Here is a 17,406-nt window from a genome sequence, read left to right as displayed (position 1 = left end):
GTTCTCAAGGAACGGTCGCTTCCTTTGTACTCACCCTCTCGGGCTTTCCTCCGGGCTTCCCTTCGGTCTTGCGTTTCCGACTCTATCAGATCTTTTCTCGACCCGATTTCCTCGGTGCTTTCCAGGTTTCCGCTCTCGCGTTTCCCTTTCCGGCGGTTCCGACTTTATCAGAGATTCTGAGCCGGATTTCCCACCCCCTCGGGGGCTGTCCGGCGCACGAAGCGACCGGGTTCCCGTCGAGGTGGAGCCGTAAACGTACTGGAGCGGGGCGCCTCGATGCAAATCGAGGGGCCCCGCTCCGGGTTCACGCTTGCGCGAGCGTCAAACCTCCACCACGACCGGGAGGATCATCGGCCGGCGGCGGTAGTTGTCCGAGACCCACTTGCCCAGGGTCCGGCGGACCAGTTGCTGCAGCTGGTGGGGCTCGACGACCCCGTCCTGGGCCGAGCGCTCGAGCACCTCGGTGACCTTCGGGAGGACGTCCACGAAGGCCGAGTCCTCGATGCCGGAGCCGCGGGCCTGGACGTGCGGGCCGCCGGTGATCTTGCCCGTGGAGGAGTCGATCACCACGAAGACCGAGATGATGCCCTCCTCGCCCAGGATCCTGCGGTCCTTCAGCGCCGGCTCGCCGACATCGCCGACCGACAGGCCGTCCACGTAGACGTAGCCGGCCTGGACCTTGCCTGAGATCTTGGCCTTGCCCTCGACCAGGTCGACGGTCACGCCGTCCTCGGCGATGACGATCTGGTCGTGCGGGACGCCGGTGAGGGCGCCCAGCTCGGCGTTGGCACGCAGGTGGCGCCATTCGCCGTGGACCGGCATCAGGTTCTTCGGGCGGCAGATGTTGTAGAAGTACAGCAGCTCGCCCGCGGACGCGTGGCCGGAGACGTGCACCTTGGCGTTGCCCTTGTGGACGACGTTCGCGCCCCAGCGGGTCAGGCCGTTGATCACGCGGTAGACCGCGTTCTCGTTGCCGGGGATCAGTGAGGACGCCAGGATCACGGTGTCGCCGTCGACGATGCGGATCTGGTGGTCACGGTTGGCCATGCGGGACAGGGCGGCCATCGGTTCGCCCTGCGAGCCCGTGCAGACCAGGACCACCTCGTGGTCCGGGAGGTCGTCGAGCGTCTTGACGTCCACCACCAGGCCCGGCGGGACCCGCAGATAGCCGAGGTCACGCGCGATGCCCATGTTGCGGACCATCGAGCGGCCGACGAAGGCGACCCGGCGGCCGTACTCGTGGGCCGCGTCCAGGATCTGCTGGATGCGGTGCACATGACTGGCGAAGCTCGCCACGATGATCCGCTTGCCGGCGCCGGCGAAGACCTGCCGCAGGACGTTGGAGATGTCCCGCTCGGGCGGGACGAAGCCCGGGACCTCGGCGTTCGTGGAGTCGGTGAGGAGGAGGTCGATGCCCTCCTCGCTCAGCCGCGCGAAGGCGTGCAGGTCCGTGAGGCGGTTGTCCAGCGGGAGCTGGTCCATCTTGAAGTCGCCGGTGTGGACGACCATGCCCGCGGGGGTGCGGACGGCGACGGCCAGCGCGTCCGGGATGGAGTGGTTGACCGCGATGAACTCGCAATCGAAGGGGCCGAGGCGCTCGCGGTTCCCTTCCTTCACTTCCAGGGTGTACGGGCGGATGCGGTGCTCCTGGAGCTTCGCCTCGATCAGGGCGAGGGTCAGCTTGGAGCCGATCAGCGGGATGTCCGGCTTCTCGCGCAGGAGGAACGGGACGCCGCCGATGTGGTCCTCGTGGCCGTGCGTGAGGACGATGCCCTCGATGTCGTCGAGGCGGTCCCTGATCGACGTGAAGTCCGGCAGGATCAGGTCGATGCCGGGCTGCTCCTCCTCGGGGAAGAGCACACCGCAGTCGACGATCAGCAGGCGGCCGCCGTACTCGAAGACCGTCATGTTCCGGCCGATCTCGCCGAGACCGCCGAGCGGGGTGACGCGCAGGCCGCCCTCGGCGAGCGGCGGGGGCGCACTGAGTTCAGGATGCGGATGGCTCAAAAGACTCTCCTCACCACGCGCGCCACGTACCGGTCGGGCACGTGGCGCGTATGACGTTCGTGCATAAGCAGTTGTCGTTGTCGTGTCGCAGGCACCGGTGGCCTGCTTATTCAGTTGTGAAGCTCAGGTGCGCGGGGCGTGGCGCACAGCCGCGCGAAGTCTGTTGTCAGAGCTGTACCCCGCCGGCGGCAAGATCGATCTTGAGCTGCTCGATCTCCTCGGGCGAGCACTCCACCATGGGCGCGCGCAGCGGTCCGGCGGGCAGTCCCTGCAGGGCGAGCGCGGCCTTGGTGGTCATCACTCCCTGGGTGCGGAACATGCCGGTGTAGACCGGGAGCAGCTTCTGGTGGATCTCGGTGGCCTTGACGACGTCGCCGGCGATGTACGCCTCGACGAGCGCGCACAGGTCCGGGGTGACGAGGTGGCCGACGACCGAGACGAAGCCGACCGCGCCGACGGAGAGCAGCGGCAGGTTCAGCATGTCGTCGCCGGAGTACCAGGCGAGGCCGGAGCGGGCGATGGCCCAGCTGGCGCGGCCGAGGTCGCCCTTGGCGTCCTTGTTGGCGACGATCCGGGGGTGCTCGGCGAGGCGGACGAGCGTCTCGGTGTTGATCGGGACGCCGCTGCGGCCGGGGATGTCGTAGAGCATGACCGGCAGCTCGGTGGCGTCGGCGAGGGCCGTGAAGTGCCGGTACAGGCCCTCCTGCGGGGGCTTGTTGTAGTACGGCGTGACGACGAGCAGGCCGTGTGCGCCGGCCTTCTCGGCGGCGCGGGCCAGCTCGATGCTGTGGTGGGTGTCGTTGGTGCCGACGCCGGCCACCACGTGGGCCCGGTCGCCGACGGCCTCCAGGACCGCTCGTACGAGGTCCGTTTTCTCCGCGTCGCTGGTGGTGGGCGACTCGCCGGTGGTGCCGTTGATGATCAGGCCGTCGTTGCCTGCGTCCACCAGGTGGCCGGCGAGCCGCTGTGCGCCGTCGAGGTCGAGTGCGCCGTCCGCCGTGAAGGGCGTGACCATGGCGGTGAGGACCCGCCCGAAGGGGGTCTGCGGAGTGGAGGTCGGAGCCATGGGTTACACGCTACTCGTTGCTCACCACGTGGTCTGCCCTCGGGGGTCCGGGCAAGTCAGGACAAAGAGGGAGCCCGGCACTGCCTGCTCGGGGGTTCAAGCAGTGCCGGGTCCGTTTGATCAGGCTAGATGAACTTCTCTTACCCCCGCAATACGGACACTTCGCAAGGCTGAACCGCACATGTGTGCCGAGCGGGAGAACGAGGGTGCGTTACGGCGCCACACGTCCGTTCGCATTGAAGGCGGCGTAGGTGAGCGGCATCAGCTCGGCCCACTCGGCCTCCATCTTCTCGCCGACCATCTCGATCTCCCGCTGCGGGAAGGACGGCACCTTCGCCAGCTCGTGCTGGGTGCGCAGGCCGAGGAAGTGCATCAGGGAGCGCGCGTTGCAGGTGGCGTACATCGAGGAGAACAGGCCGACCGGCAGCACGGCGCGGGCGACCTCGCGGGCGACGCCGGCGGCGAGCATCTCCTGGTACGTGCGGTACGCCTGGCGGTAGGACTCCTCCATCGAGTCGCTCATCAGCTTGTACTGCTCGGGCGTGCCCTCGACGAAGCGGTACTTGCCCGGACGGCCCTCCTGGACCAGCTTGCGGGAGGCGTCGGGGACATAGAAGACCGGCTGGAGCTCGCGGTAGCGGCCGGACTCCTCGTTGTACGACCAGCCGACCCGGTGCCGCATGAACTCGCGGAAGACGAAGATCGGGGCGCTGATGAAGAACGTCATGGAGTTGTGCTCGAAAGGGCTGCCGTGCCGGTCGCGCATGAGGTAGTTGATCAGGCCCTTGGAGCGCTCCGGGTCCTTCTGCAGTTCGTCCAGCGACTGCTCACCGAGCGTGGACACCCGGGCGGCGAACAGCACGTCGGAGTCGGCCGCGCTGTGTTTCACCAGCTCCACCGTGACGTCGCTGCGGAAATCGATCTTGATGTCATCCTCGGGGATCACGGTTTCGGTGGGCCTTCCCGTCTCGTCGTGTGGCGACGCCACTCTACCCAGTGGCGCGTTTGGTGCCGCACCGCAAGAAGTCGGTGAAACGGGGCACCTTTGAGGCGGTTCGTTCGTCTCTACGGATGACAAAGATCCGTTCTGTCCCCGAAGGGAGACGCACCCCCGATGTCCGGTCCGCGTGAACCCGTCCCGTTCGCCTTCATAGCCGAGGCCGACAGGTTCCGCAGTAATGTCACTCCTCCGCCCCCTCAGCGCGCGTCCGCAGGTCAGCTGGCCGGCCGGCTGCTGCTGGGGCTGACCATCGTCGCCGCGCTGGTCGGCTCGCTGATGGTGGGGATGCCGGCGCTGAGCCTGGATCACTCCTCCACCTCACCCCAGCAGTCACAGGCGTCTCAAGGGCGTTGATGCCCGCCTGTCGCCGCGCGGCCGTGGACGTGGGGCACCTCCGGGGCCCCCAATGCTGGAGAGCCAGGGCCCGGCCGGATAGCCTCACCGGGCACAGCAGATGCCGGGATCGAGTGAGGACCAGCCGTGCCCCTGCCCTTCCTGACGGCCGACCGCGCGTTCGACACAGAGGCAGCCGACGATGTCGCCCTGCCGCATGACGACCGGGACCGCTGGCGGCGCCCCTACCGGCCCGGCCCCTGGCGGGTGGCGGCGGCCGCGCTGTGTCTGCTGCTGGCCTCGTACGTGCTGTGCGCGGCCGTGATCATCGCGCTGGCGGGCACGGTCGGCGGAGCCGCCGCAGTCTTCGGCGTCGCGCTGCTGATCGTCGCCGGTGCGGTACGGCTGCTGCGCATGGGCGTGTGGGTGAACGCGCGCGGACTGCGGCACGTGGGCTTCTTCGTCACGCGCACGGTGCCGTGGGAGCGTGTGGTGAACGTGCGGACGGTGCAGCAGCCGGTGCGCTGGCTGGGGCTGCCGCGCACGGTGCAGGGCCAGGCGCTGCTCCTGGCGCGCGCCGACCGCGCCGGTGATGCCGTACCGCCGCTGCTGACCACGCACAACGCTGACTTCCTGAGCCGTGCCGAGGCCTTCGACCGTGCCGCGGACGCGGTGGAGGCGTGGGCCGCGGAGAACCGCCGGGGCTGAGCGGCCGGAGCTGAGCGGCAGGAGCAGAGCGGCAGGAGCGGAGCGGCAGGGGCGCGACGGCGAACCCGTACGACGGCGACGCGAAGGGGCCGGCCCGCGTGTGAACGCGGGCCGGCCCCTTCGGCGTGCGGCTGTGGCCCCGGCGCCCGGGCGGCGACACGGGCGTGGCCGGTCAGACCTGGACCGGGCGGCCCTCGTGGAGGGCGATTGCCCGCTGCATCGCCTTGCGGGCGCGAGGGGTGTCGCGGGCGTCGTGGTAGGCGACGGCGAGGCGGAACCAGCAGCGCCAGTCGTCCGGCGACGCCTCCGTCTCGGCCTTGCGCCTGGCGAAGACCTCGTCCGCCGAGTCACGGTCGACGCGGCCGCTGGGCAGCCGCTTCAGCTCGTCGACCGGCAGGCCGCCCTCGGCCTCCAGCTCCGCGGCGAGGGCGTTCGCCTTGCGGACGAACTCGGTGTTCTTCCACAGGAACCACAGGCCGATCACCGGCAGGATCAGCACCGCCACCCCGAAGGTGACGGTCAGCAGGGTGCCGGACTGGATGAGCATGACGCCGCGGCTGCCGACCAGGACGAAGTAGAAGACGAGGACGGCGGCCGTGACGAGGTAGGTGATCTTCGCGCGCATGGAGTCAGGTGCTCAGTTCAGGTCCAGGAAGTGTTCCAGGCCGAAGGTCAGGCCCGGGGTGCTCACCACGCGGCGCGCGCCGAGCAGGATGCCCGGCATGAAGCTGCTGTGGTGCAGCGAGTCGTGCCGCACGGTGAGGGTCTCGCCCTCGCCGCCGAGCAGGACCTCCTGGTGGGCCAGCAGGCCGCGCAGCCGGACGGCGTGCACCGGCACACCGTCGACGTTCGCGCCGCGGGCGCCGTCCAGGGCCGTGACCGTGGCGTCCGGCGCCGGGGCGGAGCCGGCCTTGGCGCGGGCCTCGGCGATGAGCTGGGCGGTGCGGGTGGCCGTACCGCTCGGGGCGTCCACCTTGTTCGGGTGGTGCAGCTCGACGACCTCGACGGACTCGAAGTACGGGGCCGCGATCTGCGCGAACTTCATGGTCAGCACGGCGCCGATGGAGAAGTTCGGGGCGATCAGGACGCCCGTCTCCGGGGACTGGGCGAGCCAGCCCTTCAGCTGCGCGAGACGCTCGTCGGTCCAGCCCGTCGTACCGACGACGGCGTGGATGCCGTGCCGGACGCAGAAGTCCAGGTTGCCCATGACCGAGGCCGGGGTGGTCAGCTCGACCGCGACCTGGGCGCCGGTCTCCGCCAGCGTCTCCAGCTTGTCGCCGCGGCCGAGGGCGGCCACCAGCTCCATGTCCTCGGCGGCCTCGACGGCCTTGACCGCCTCGGCCCCGATCCGGCCCCTGGCACCGAGGACCGCCACGCGCAGCTTGCTCATCTGTTGCTTCCTAACGGAGGTGCTAACGGAGGTGACTTACGCGACCGCGTCGTGCAGCCGCGCGGCCTGCTTGTCCTTCAGCGGGCCGATGACCGACAGCGACGGGCGCCGGCCCAGGATGTCGCGGGCGACGGCCCGGACCTCGTCCGGGGTCACCGCCGCGATCCGGGTCAGCATGTCGTCGACGGACATCTGCTCGCCCCAGCACAGCTCACTCTTGCCGATGCGGTTCATGAGCGCACCCGTGTCCTCCAGACCGAGCACGGTGGAGCCGCGCAGCTGGCCGATGGCCCGCTCGATCTCGTCGTCGGACAGTCCGTGCTCGGCGACGTGGTCGAGCTCGTCGCGGCAGATCCGCAGCACGTCGTGCACCTGCGAGGGCCGGCAGCCGGCGTACACGCCGAACAGGCCGCAGTCGGCGAAGCCGGAGGTGTAGGAGTACACGCTGTAGGCCAGGCCGCGCTTCTCGCGGACCTCCTGGAACAGACGGGAGGACATGCCGCCGCCGAGGGCGGTGTTGAGCACGCCGAGCGCCCAGCGGCGGTCGTCGGTGCGGGCCAGGCCCGGCATGCCGAGGACGACGTGCGCCTGCTCGGTCTTGCGGTTCTGCAGCTCGACCTTGCCGGCGGCGCGGATCGCACGGCTGCCGGCGCGCGGGCCGATCGGCTCGGCGTCGTCGTTGCGGAACGCACCGGCCTTCTCGAAGGCGGCGCGGACCTGGCGGACGACCTTGTTGTGGTCGATGTTGCCGGCGCAGGCGACGACCAGGTGGGTCGGGTCGTAGTGCTTCTTGTAGAAGCGGCGGATGCGGTCGGCGGTGAGGGCGTTGACCGTGTCGACCGTGCCGAGGACGGGGCGGCCGAGGGGGTTGTCGCCGAACATCGTGTGCGCGAACAGGTCGTGCACACAGTCGCCCGGGTCGTCCTCGGTCATCGCGATCTCTTCGAGGATCGCGCCGCGCTCGACATCCACGTCCTCCTCGAGGATCCGGGAGCCGGTCAGCATGTCGCAGACGACGTCGATCGCGAGCGGCAGGTCGGCGTCGAGCACACGCGCGTAGTAGCACGTGTACTCCTTGGCCGTGAACGCGTTCATCTCGCCGCCGACGGCGTCGAGGGCGGAGGAGATGTCCAGGGCGCTGCGCCGGGAGGTGCCCTTGAAGAGCAGGTGCTCCAGGTAGTGCGTGGCGCCGTTCAGGGCCGGGGTCTCGTCGCGGGAGCCGACGTGCGCCCAGATGCCGAAGGTGGCGGAGCGGACCGAAGGCAGGGTCTCGGTGACGATGCGCAGACCGCCGGGCAGGGTGGTCCTGCGGACCGTGCCGATGCCGTTCTCGCCCTTGATGAGGGTTTGGGTACGGGCGACGGCCCGCGCCTCCGAGGAGGTGCGGGCCGTCGCCTTGAAGCCACGGGACGTCACTGGTCGGCGTCGTCCTTCGCGTTCTCGGCGCCCGCGGCGGAGCCGCTGTCGGACTCGGTCTCGCCCTCGATCACGGGGATGAGGGAGAGCTTGCCGCGGGAGTCGATCTCGGCGATCTCGACCTGGACCTTCTGGCCCACACCGAGGACGTCCTCGACGTTCTCCACGCGCTTGCCGCCGGCCAGCTTGCGGATCTGCGAGATGTGCAGCAGACCGTCCTTGCCGGGCAGCAGGGAGACGAACGCACCGAAGGTGGTCGTCTTCACGACCGTACCCAGGTAGCGCTCGCCGACCTCGGGCATCGTCGGGTTGGCGATGCCGTTGATCGTGGCGCGGGCGGCCTCGGCGGACGGTCCGTCGACCGCGCCGATGTAGATCGTGCCGTCGTCCTCGATCGTGATGTCGGCGCCCGTGTCCTCCTGGATCTGGTTGATCATCTTGCCCTTGGGGCCGATGACCTCACCGATCTTGTCGACCGGGATCTTCACGGTGATGATCCGCGGCGCGTTCGGGGACATCTCGTCCGGCGTGTCGATCGCTTCCATCATCACGTCGAGGATGTGGAGGCGGGCGTCGCGGGCCTGCTTGAGGGCCGCGGCCAGGACGGAGGCGGGGATGCCGTCCAGCTTGGTGTCGAGCTGGAGGGCGGTCACGAACTCCTTGGTGCCGGCGACCTTGAAGTCCATGTCACCGAAGGCGTCCTCGGCACCGAGGATGTCGGTGAGGGTGACGTAGTGCGTCTCGCCCTCGATCTCCTGGGAGATCAGGCCCATGGCGATGCCGGCGACGGGGGCCTTCAGCGGCACACCGGCGTTCAGCAGCGACATGGTGGAGGCGCACACCGAGCCCATGGACGTCGAGCCGTTGGAGCCGAGGGCCTCGGACACCTGGCGGATCGCGTAGGGGAACTCCTCGCGCGTGGGCAGCACCGGCACGAGCGCGCGCTCGGCGAGGGCGCCGTGGCCGATCTCGCGGCGCTTCGGGGAGCCGACGCGGCCGGTCTCACCGGTGGAGTACGGCGGGAAGTTGTAGTTGTGCATGTAGCGCTTGCGGGTCACCGGCGAGAGGGTGTCCAGCTGCTGCTCCATGCGGAGCATGTTGAGGGTGGTGACGCCCAGGATCTGGGTCTCGCCACGCTCGAACAGCGCGGAACCGTGCACCCGCGGGATGGCCTCGACCTCGGCGGCGAGGGTACGGATGTCCGTCACCCCACGGCCGTCGATGCGCTTCTTCTCCTTGATCACGCGCTCGCGGACCAGATGCTTGGTCAGCGCGCGGTACGCGGCGGAGATCTCCTTCTCGCGGCCCTCGAACTCCGGCAGGAGCTTCTCGGCGGCCAGGCCCTTGACGCGGTCCAGCTCGGACTCGCGCTCCTGCTTGCCGGCGATGGTGAGCGCCTGGGCGAGCTCGGGCTTGACGGCGGCGGTCAGCGCCTCGAAGACGTCGTCCTGGTAGTCCAGGAAGATCGGGAACTCGCCGACCGGCTTGGCGGCCTTGGACGCCAGGTCCGCCTGAGCCTTGCAGAGCACCTTGATGAAGGGCTTCGCGGCGTCCAGACCGGCGGCGACGATCTCCTCGGTGGGCGCCTCGGCGCCGCCCTCGACCAGCTTGATGGTCTTCTCGGTGGCCTCGGCCTCGACCATCATGATCGCGACGTCGCCGTCCTCCAGGACGCGGCCCGCGACGACCATGTCGAAGACGGCGTCCTCGAGCTCGGTGTGCGTCGGAAAGGCCACCCACTGGCCGCGGATCAGCGCGACGCGGACGCCGCCGATCGGGCCGGAGAAGGGCAGACCGGCCAGCTGCGTCGACGCGGAGGCGGCGTTGATCGCCACGACGTCGTACAGGTGGTCGGGGTTGAGCGCCATGATCGTGCAGACGACCTGGATCTCGTTGCGCAGGCCCTTCTTGAAGGAGGGGCGCAGCGGGCGGTCGATGAGGCGGCAGGTGAGGATCGCGTCCTCGGAGGGCCGGCCCTCACGGCGGAAGAAGCTGCCGGGGATCTTGCCGGCGGCGTACATCCGCTCCTCGACGTCCACCGTCAGCGGGAAGAAGTCGAGCTGGTCCTTGGGGTTCTTGGAGGCGGTGGTGGCCGACAGCACCATGGTGTCGTCGTCCAGGTACGCCACGGCGGAGCCGGCGGCCTGCTTGGCCAGACGGCCCGTCTCGAAACGGATGGTGCGGGTGCCGAAGGCGCCATTGTCGATGACGGCCTCGGCGTAGTGGGTCTCGTTCTCCACTAGCGTTTTCTCCTCGTCCTCGTCCCTCCTCGCCCGTGTGGCGGGGGGACGGTGGCGGAGAAGCGCTCCGTGCTGTGCGGGCCGGTCTTCGATCGAAGCACCCGGGATTCGCTGTCCCGGGGGCCACTACCGAGGACCGGCGGCGGCGTGGTGCGCTTCTCCTCTTCGTCTTACTTCTTACTTCGTCTTACGCGTCAGCCTCTACCCTCCGTGGGCGGGCCGTATCACGCGGTGTCGTCCGTATTGCGTTGTGCTACCACACTACAAAGGGGCAGTGACAGTGCGCACGTACAGCAAAGGGAGCGGCCCCCTTTTCCCCGGGAACCGCTCCCTTCACGGCGTCTTACTTGGCGCCCGCCGCACCACGGCGGATGCCGAGGCGGTCGACCAGCGTACGGAAGCGCTGGATGTCCTTCTTGGCGAGGTACTGCAGCAGGCGGCGACGCTGACCGACCAGGATCAGCAGACCACGACGGGAGTGGTGGTCGTGCTTGTGGGTCTTGAGGTGCTCGGTCAGGTCGGAGATCCGGCGCGAGAGCATGGCGACCTGGACCTCGGGGGAGCCGGTGTCGCCCTCCTTCTGGCCGAACTCGGTGATGATCTGCTTCTTCGTAGCGGCGTCGAGCGACACGCGTACTCCTCAATACTGTGATGACCGCCGAGTGCCCCCGGTCTACATCTCGGGGGAGCTTCCACAACTCGGGAGGCGGGGATCCGCTGAGCGCGACCTCCAGGGCCCGCGAGGGCTTCCGGGGGTGCGTACACATACGGCCGTCACTCAGGGTACCAGCCACAGGCGGGGGCCCTCCGCCAGGTCCCGGAACCGCCGAGGCGAAGGGTGCTCGGCCACTAGGGTGAGGGCACTGATCGTTCCTACCTCGAAGAAGGGGCCGGTGGGGCATGGCCGAGTCGGCAGAAGAGATCAAGGCGCGCAAGGAGCGGGAGCGGGACGAGCTGTACGCGCTCGACATCTCCGGCGCCGAGTGGCACAGCGCGCCGGGCACCGAGGACCACGAGGAGCGCGTCGAGATCGCCTACCTTCCGGGCGGCGCCGTGGCCATGCGCTCCTCCCTGGACCCGGAGACGGTGCTGCGGTACACGGAGGCGGAGTGGCGCGCGTTCGTGCTGGGCGCGCGGGACGGGGAGTTCGACCTGGAGCCGGTGCGGGAGGGGGGCGGGGCGGACACGTAGCCCTCCGCCCTGGACGTGGACATGGGGTGCGCCTCTGCTGCACCCCGCGCACGCGGCGTTCAGCTCGTCATCGAGCGGACCGTCGCGTACACGTCGAAGACGGCGAGCGCCAGCGGCACCAGCGTCAGCAGGACGAGGCTTTCGGCGATCTCCAGGAAGCGCCACCAGAAGGGCGTGACACCACCGCGCGGGGCGATGAGGCCGATCGCGGTGATGACGGCGATCGCCGCGCCGATCGCTGTGACGAGCCAGATGGTGCGGGTATCGAGGCCGCTCCGGTCACCTGTGAGGGCTTCGCGGATCAGGGAGTGCGGCGGGTTGAGCGACAGGCCCAGGCCGAGCAGGACCAGCGAGGCGAGGCCGGCCGTCAGGACCGGTGCGACCTGCGCGGTGTAACGGAAGAGGTAGGCGCGCATCAGAAGCCCGACGCCCGTGGCGAGGGCGAGCAACAAGGCCCAGACGTCGGTGGAGAACGCCAGGACGGCCGAAGAGGCGATCGCGAGCACCGCGCAGCCGCCCACGAGGCCGACCAGAAGTTCATGCCCGCGGCGTGCCCTGGCCGTGATCCGCTCGGTGTCGACCGGCTCCTGCGGGGTCGGGTCGGCTCGGTACGCGGTGCGCGGCGTGGTGTTCGGCGGCTCGAAGCCGATCGGCAAGCGGGCGAAGCGCATGGACAGGCCGGGCAGGAAGGCCAGGGACCCCACCGCGAGCGGTGCGCACAGCGCGGCGGTCTCGGACGGCGTCCAGTGCGCGAGGACCGCGGTGAACGAGGTGATCACACCGACGGCGGAGGCGTAGAGGAATGCCACGAAGGGGCCGTCACCGCTGGGCGAGCAGAGGGTGAGGACGAGGGCGGCCAGCAGGACGGCTGCGCAGGACAGCAAGAACTGCAGAGTGCCGACCCCCTGTCCGGCGGTGAGCGGCAGGAGTCCGCTGCCGGCCACCGCCACGTTGGGCAGGGCGCCGAGGCCCAGCGCGAGGGCCGAGGCGCGGTCGTCGTAGATGCGGGCGCGTACGCAGGCGATGACCACCAGGAGCACCCCGGCGACCGCGGCGAGTACGCCGGGGAGGCCGTGCATGTCGTGGTGCGGATCGGCGGTCCAGATCACGAAGGCGAGGAGCGCCGCGAGGACTCCTCCACCGATGAGGCCCGCGGTGCGTGTCAGCCCTCCGTCCCACAAGGTGTGTTCCTGTGTCACCGCGGAGGCCACCGCATCCGACACGTCGTCGAAGACGGCCGGGGGCAGTGACGCCGAGAACGGGCGGAGGCTGAGAAGCTCGCCGTCGAGGATGCGCTGGGCGGCGAAGCTGCGGGAACTGTCGAGGACGGTGCCGTCACGGCGGACGAGGTGGTAGCCGACGGGGGCGCCTTGGGCCGGACTCTGCCGGGAGAGCCGGAGGATCTCCGGGTAGAGGTCGGCGACCGGGATGTCGTCGGGCAGCGCCACGTCGATCCGGCTGTCGGGCGCGACGATGGTGACCCGGCAGAAGCCGAGCCCCGTGCCGGCGCCGGGCTGGGCCCCGGCGAGCCCTTCTCCCGTGCCGGCCGCCGCGGAGGCCGTGATGCTCACCTGCTGCTCCCCCCTCGGATGCTGCGTGTGCGATCTGTAGAAGTTCTGATGGTCGCCGTCCGTCCGGCCGCCGAGGGCGATGGTGCAACGTCGCGGGCGATACGGCCGTGCGAAGGCCGGCGCACCTCTGCGGTGCTCTCGGAACGCCTTTGTTCCCCACCCGCCGCCTTCGTGTGCCGGCGCGAACCTTCGGCACCCTACCGCTCTTGGATCTCCTGCGAAGTCAGTAGGATCATGCAACGGCCCGGCGTCCGCCCGACACGGGGCGGCGGACGGAACTCCGGGGGTCCGTCGAGGAATTGGTGACCGGTGAGCCACATCGTCGTGAAGCGGCCAGCGCGGGCGCTGCCGTCCGAGGTGCCCACGGGAGAGATCGTCCTGCAGCCTCCGCCGGAGCTGCCGCGTGGGCACCAGGAGAGCGTGCTGATGCAGCTGCTCCCCACGCTAGGGATGGGCGGCTCGGTGGTCTTCTTCTTCACCAGCGGTCAGCCTTTCATGAGGATCATGGGCATGGTGATGATCGCCTCGACGGTGGCCATGTCCATCGCGATGGTGGTCCGCTTCCGCCGCGGATCGCAGGGGCAGTTGGCGGATCTGCGCCGTGACTACCTCAGTCATCTAGCCCTGACCCGGCGTGCCGCCTTGGACACCGCCAAGGTGCAGCGTGATGCCCAGTACTACCTGCATCCCTCTCCCGACCAGCTGTGGGCGCTGGTGGCCGAAGGCAGCCGGGTGTGGGAACGCCGCCCGGGTGACGAGGACTTCGGCCAGGTGCGCATCGGTCTGAGCGCCCAGGAACTGGCCACTCCGCTGATGGCTCCGCAGACCGGACCGATCGAACAGCTCGAGCCGTTGACGGCGGGTGCGATGGAGCGTTTCCTGGCCGTCCACGGCACGGTGGACGACCTGCCGATGGCGATCTCACTGCGCGCGTTCTCCCACGTCACGGTCAACGGCCAAGGTGAGTCCGCCCGTTCGGCCGTGCGGGCCGTGCTCGGTTCCCTGACCGCACTGCACTCGCCCGAGGATCTGGTCGTGCTGATCGCGGCCGGCCAGGATGCGCTGCCCCACTGGGAGTGGGCCAAGTGGCTGCCGCACACCCAGGCGCGTGACGCCCTGGACGGCGCGGGAACGCGTCGGCTGATCGGAAGTGACATCCGCACACTCGAAAACATGATCGGCTCATGTCTCTCGGGTCGCCCCCGTTTCCACCCGAACGCCGCGCCTCTCGCGGACCAGCCGCACATCGTGATGGTTCTGGACGAGGTCACCCTGCCGACGGACTCGGTTCTGGCGAACCCGGAAGGGCTGCAGGGAGTGACGATCGTCGAGGTGTTCCCCGGCGAGTCGGCCGGGGCCGGCGACCTCGGCATCACGGTCCGGCCCGACGCGCTGCGGCTGGAGTCCGCGCATGGCGCTGTCTATGAGGGCATCCCGGACACATTGTCCCCGGAGTCCGCCGAAGCCCTCGCCCGGCAACTCGCACCGCTGCGGATGGCATCCGGCAGCGACGACGACGAACCGCTGCTGGCCAACCTGGAGTTCACCGACCTGCTCAGCCTCGGGGACGCGGCCTCGGTCGCTCCCGAGCGAACCTGGCGCCCGCGCGCCCTGGCCGAACGGCTGCGGGTGCCGATCGGCGTCGGTGAGGACGGCCGTCCGGTCATGCTGGACATCAAGGAGGCGGCACAGGGCGGCATGGGCCCGCACGGTCTCTGCGTGGGTGCCACCGGTTCCGGCAAGTCGGAACTGCTGCGCACCCTGGTGCTGGGCCTGGCGGTCACTCACTCCTCGGAGACGCTGAACTTCGTCCTCGCGGACTTCAAGGGTGGTGCCACCTTCGCCGGCATGGCGAAGATGCCGCACGTGGCGGCCGTCATCACCAACCTCGCCGACGATCTGACCCTGGTCGACCGTATGGGCGACTCCATCCGCGGCGAGCTCAACCGACGCCAGGAGATGCTGCGGGACGCGGGCAACTACGCCAACATCCACGACTACGAGAAGGCACGGGCCGCCGGCGCCCCGTTGCAGCCCATTCCGTCGCTGCTGCTGGTCATCGACGAGTTCAGCGAACTCCTCACCGCCAAGCCGGACTTCATTGACATGTTCGTACAGATCGGCCGCATCGGCCGGTCGCTGGGCGTGCATCTGCTGCTGGCCTCTCAGCGGCTCGAGGAGGGCCGCCTGCGGGGTCTGGAGACGTACCTGTCGTACCGCATCGGTCTGCGCACGTTCTCCGCGGCGGAGTCGCGCGCGGCGCTGGGGGTCCCCGACGCCTACGAGCTGCCGAACGTGCCCGGCTCCGGCTTTCTGAAGCACGGCACGGACGAGATGGTCCGTTTCAAGGCGGCGTACGTGTCGGGTGCGTACCGGTCGGGTGCGCAGCGCGCCGCGCTCACCGCCGGTCCACTGCCGATGGACCGGCGTCCCGTCCTGTTCACGGCGGCCGAGGTGCCGGTGCGGTACGCGGCGGTTCCGCAGCAGCGCACGGACAGCGGGCCCTCGGTGGACGATGCCCTCGCCGACACCGTGCTCGACGTCATCGTCCGCCGGCTGGAAGCACAGGGCCCCGCGGCCCACCAGGTGTGGCTTCCGCCGCTGGACAGCCCGCCGTCGTTGGACGAGCTCCTTCCGGGTCTGGCGGCGGTGCCGGGCCGAGGGCTCACCCAGCCGGGGTACGAAGGTGCCGGGCGGTTGGTCGTCCCGGCGGGACTCATCGACAAGCCGTTCGAACAGCGCCGGGATCCGCTGTGGGTGGACTTCTCGGGTGCGGCGGGCCATATGCAGATCATCGGCGGCCCGCAGTCCGGCAAGTCGACGCTGCTGCGCACGCTCATCTGCTCCTTCGCCCTTACCCACACCCCGCACGAGGTGCAGTTCTACGGCCTCGACTTCGGTGGTGGCGGCATGGCGTCCCTCGCCGGCCTGCCGCACGTGGGCGGAGTGGCGTCGCGCCTGGATCCGGAGCGGGTACGGCGCACGGTGGCCGAGGTGTACGGGGTGATGACACGGCGTGAGGAGTACTTCCGCTCCGCCGGCATCCCGTCGGTCGCGGAGTTCCGGCTCCGCCGTGCTCGTGGGGACATCTCCGTGACCGACCAGCCGTGGGGGGACGTGTTCCTCGTCATCGACGGCTGGGGCAACTTCAAGACGGACTACGAGTCGCTGGAGCCGATCGTGCTGGACATCGCCGCGCGCGGTCTCGGCTACGGCATCCATCTGGTCCTGACGGCCTCGCGCTCCATGGAGGTGCGGGCCCATCTCAAGGACCACCTGATGAACCGGCTGGAGCTGCGGCTCGGTGACCCGATGGACTCCGAGATCGACCGCAAGGTGGCCGCGAACGTACCCGCGGGTGTACCGGGGCGCGGGCAGTCGCCGCAGAAGCTGCACTTCATGGCCGCGGTACCGCGCATCGACGGTCTGACCTCCGATACGGATCTGGCGGATGCGACGAAGGCGCTGACCACCGAGGTGACCCGGCACTGGGAGGGCGCCGGTGCTCCCGAGGTACGGCTGCTGCCGCGGGAGTTCCCCGCACACCAACTGCCCCCCGGCGACCGCTTCCCGCAGCGCGGTGTCGCCTTCGCGCTGGATGAGGACGACCTCGCCCCGGTGTTCGTGGACTTCGAACAGGACCCGTTCTTCCTCGTCTTCGGGGAGAGCGAGTCCGGCAAGTCCAACCTGCTGCGGCTGCTGATCAAGCAGTTGACCGCGCGCTACCCCGGCGAGGACTGCAAGCTGTTCGTGGTCGACAACCGGCGCTCGTTGCTCGGCGTGACGCCGGAATCGCACCTGGCCGAGTACATCCCGATGTCCAACGCCATGGAGCACCACATGGCGGCCCTGGCCGATCTGATGAAGCGCCGCACACCGAACGAGAACGTCACGGCGCAGCAGCTGCGGGACCGGAGTTGGTGGCGCGGCCCCACGGTGTACGTCGTCATCGACGACTACGACCTGGTGTCGACGTCCAGCGGAAATCCCCTGGGAGGCCTCACCGAGCTGCTGCCGTTCGCCCGGGACGTGGGCGTGCGCTTCATCATCGCCCGCTCCACGGCGGGCGCGGGCCGGGCTTCCTACGAGCCGTTCCTGCAGCGCGTCAAGGAACTGGGCGCGCAGGGCGTGATCCTCGCGGGTGATCCGACCGAGGGCGACCTCCTCGGCGGCGTCCGCCCCCGGGCCATGCCGCCCGGTCGGGGTGTCTTCGTCTCCCGCAAGCGGGGGAAGCCGGTGGTGCAGACGGGGGTTGTGCCGGAGGGGGTCTACTGAGCGAATCCGAGGGGCGGACTTCGACAACCCCGTCTGCCCCGCTGACCGCCGCGGTTGTCACGCTGGCTGCGTATGCCTTGTCGGGCCGCGCCCTGGTGACTGAGGGGGCGCCTTTTGCCGCATTGCGGAGCGTTGTTAACGTCGACTCGGCTTGATTACGGCGAAGGTCTCCGTGTGTGGTGCAGGTGACGAATCTTCACCGCACGGAG

At 69.6% G+C, this 17,406-nt stretch carries 13 protein-coding genes; 4 read left to right on the top strand and 9 right to left on the bottom strand.

Annotated features, from left to right (window positions below; genetic code table 11):
* Positions 1-321 precede the first annotated feature (321 nt).
* From AC0B9F_RS31025 to thyX, 3 genes are all read right to left on the bottom strand, one after another.
* Entirely contained in the window at positions 322-2,007 is a 1,686-nt protein-coding gene (locus tag AC0B9F_RS31025; RefSeq protein WP_472008110.1) for a ribonuclease J, read from the bottom strand.
* Positions 2,008-2,173: 166 nt separating this feature from the next.
* Positions 2,174-3,073: a 4-hydroxy-tetrahydrodipicolinate synthase gene (dapA, locus tag AC0B9F_RS31020; RefSeq protein WP_472008108.1), complete on the bottom strand. Its 900-nt coding sequence runs from the start codon at positions 3,071-3,073 to the stop codon at positions 2,174-2,176.
* Between the two features lie 211 nt (positions 3,074-3,284).
* Positions 3,285-4,019, bottom strand: coding sequence for an FAD-dependent thymidylate synthase (gene thyX / locus AC0B9F_RS31015; RefSeq protein WP_472008106.1), 735 nt, complete (start codon positions 4,017-4,019; stop codon positions 3,285-3,287).
* Positions 4,020-4,187: 168 nt separating this feature from the next.
* Here thyX and AC0B9F_RS31010 point away from each other — a divergent pair, with 168 nt between their 5' ends.
* Together AC0B9F_RS31010 and AC0B9F_RS31005 are read left to right on the top strand one after the other, a co-directional pair.
* Positions 4,188-4,427 carry a hypothetical protein gene (locus AC0B9F_RS31010; RefSeq protein WP_472008105.1) on the top strand — a complete coding sequence of 80 codons (240 nt, stop codon included), beginning with the start codon at positions 4,188-4,190 and terminating at the stop codon, positions 4,425-4,427.
* A 126-nt stretch (positions 4,428-4,553) separates the two neighbouring features.
* Positions 4,554-5,114, top strand: coding sequence for a hypothetical protein (locus AC0B9F_RS31005; protein WP_472008103.1), 561 nt, complete (start codon positions 4,554-4,556; stop codon positions 5,112-5,114).
* Positions 5,115-5,286: 172 nt separating this feature from the next.
* On the opposite strand, the gene AC0B9F_RS31000 is transcribed toward AC0B9F_RS31005, so the two are convergent.
* From AC0B9F_RS31000 to rpsO, 5 genes are all read right to left on the bottom strand, one after another.
* Entirely contained in the window at positions 5,287-5,739 is a 453-nt protein-coding gene (locus AC0B9F_RS31000) for a hypothetical protein (RefSeq protein WP_472008102.1), read from the bottom strand.
* Positions 5,740-5,751: 12 nt separating this feature from the next.
* Positions 5,752-6,504: a 4-hydroxy-tetrahydrodipicolinate reductase gene (gene dapB / locus AC0B9F_RS30995; RefSeq protein ID WP_472008101.1), complete on the bottom strand. Its 753-nt coding sequence runs from the start codon at positions 6,502-6,504 to the stop codon at positions 5,752-5,754.
* Between the two features lie 36 nt (positions 6,505-6,540).
* Positions 6,541-7,920 (bottom strand): M16 family metallopeptidase, encoded by a 1,380-nt coding sequence (locus AC0B9F_RS30990; RefSeq protein WP_472008100.1) that lies wholly within the window; start codon positions 7,918-7,920, stop codon positions 6,541-6,543.
* Positions 7,917-10,160 carry a polyribonucleotide nucleotidyltransferase gene (locus AC0B9F_RS30985; RefSeq protein WP_472008098.1) on the bottom strand — a complete coding sequence of 748 codons (2,244 nt, stop codon included), beginning with the start codon at positions 10,158-10,160 and terminating at the stop codon, positions 7,917-7,919. The genes AC0B9F_RS30990 and AC0B9F_RS30985 overlap by 4 nt, the downstream gene beginning before the upstream one ends.
* Before the next feature lie 343 nt (positions 10,161-10,503).
* The gene (gene rpsO, locus AC0B9F_RS30980; protein ID WP_067301615.1) at positions 10,504-10,791 is read right to left on the bottom strand and encodes a 30S ribosomal protein S15; all 288 of its coding nucleotides are present in this window, start codon (positions 10,789-10,791) and stop codon (positions 10,504-10,506) included.
* Positions 10,792-11,060: 269 nt separating this feature from the next.
* On the opposite strand from rpsO, the gene AC0B9F_RS30975 reads away from it, so the two are divergent.
* On the top strand, positions 11,061-11,351 hold the full coding sequence (locus tag AC0B9F_RS30975; protein ID WP_472008096.1) for a DUF397 domain-containing protein: 291 nt from the start codon (positions 11,061-11,063) through the stop codon (positions 11,349-11,351).
* A 59-nt stretch (positions 11,352-11,410) separates the two neighbouring features.
* Here the strand turns inward: AC0B9F_RS30975 and eccD are convergent, their stop codons facing one another.
* Positions 11,411-12,922 carry a type VII secretion integral membrane protein EccD gene (gene eccD / locus AC0B9F_RS30970; RefSeq protein ID WP_472008095.1) on the bottom strand — a complete coding sequence of 504 codons (1,512 nt, stop codon included), beginning with the start codon at positions 12,920-12,922 and terminating at the stop codon, positions 11,411-11,413.
* A 309-nt stretch (positions 12,923-13,231) separates the two neighbouring features.
* Between eccD and eccCa the strand changes: the two genes are divergently transcribed.
* The gene (eccCa, locus tag AC0B9F_RS30965) at positions 13,232-17,197 is read left to right on the top strand and encodes a type VII secretion protein EccCa (RefSeq protein WP_472008093.1); all 3,966 of its coding nucleotides are present in this window, start codon (positions 13,232-13,234) and stop codon (positions 17,195-17,197) included.
* The last annotated feature ends 209 nt before the right edge of the window (positions 17,198-17,406 follow it).

This window comes from Streptomyces sp. NPDC097129 (genome assembly GCF_055668065.1).
This window is presented reverse-complemented; position numbering and strand designations above follow the sequence as displayed.

What these genes read in the sequence shown, in the direction of transcription:
- dapB (WP_472008101.1), bottom strand. Translation starts at nt 6,504, where the DNA reads ATGAGCAAGCTGCGCGTGGCGGTCCTCGGTGCCAGGGGCCGGATCGGG.
- AC0B9F_RS30975 (WP_472008096.1), top strand. Translation starts at nt 11,061, where the DNA reads ATGGCCGAGTCGGCAGAAGAGATCAAGGCGCGCAAGGAGCGGGAGCGG.
- AC0B9F_RS31000 (WP_472008102.1), bottom strand. Translation starts at nt 5,739, where the DNA reads ATGCGCGCGAAGATCACCTACCTCGTCACGGCCGCCGTCCTCGTCTTC.
- AC0B9F_RS31010 (WP_472008105.1), top strand. Translation starts at nt 4,188, where the DNA reads ATGTCCGGTCCGCGTGAACCCGTCCCGTTCGCCTTCATAGCCGAGGCC.
- dapA (WP_472008108.1), bottom strand. Translation starts at nt 3,073, where the DNA reads ATGGCTCCGACCTCCACTCCGCAGACCCCCTTCGGGCGGGTCCTCACC.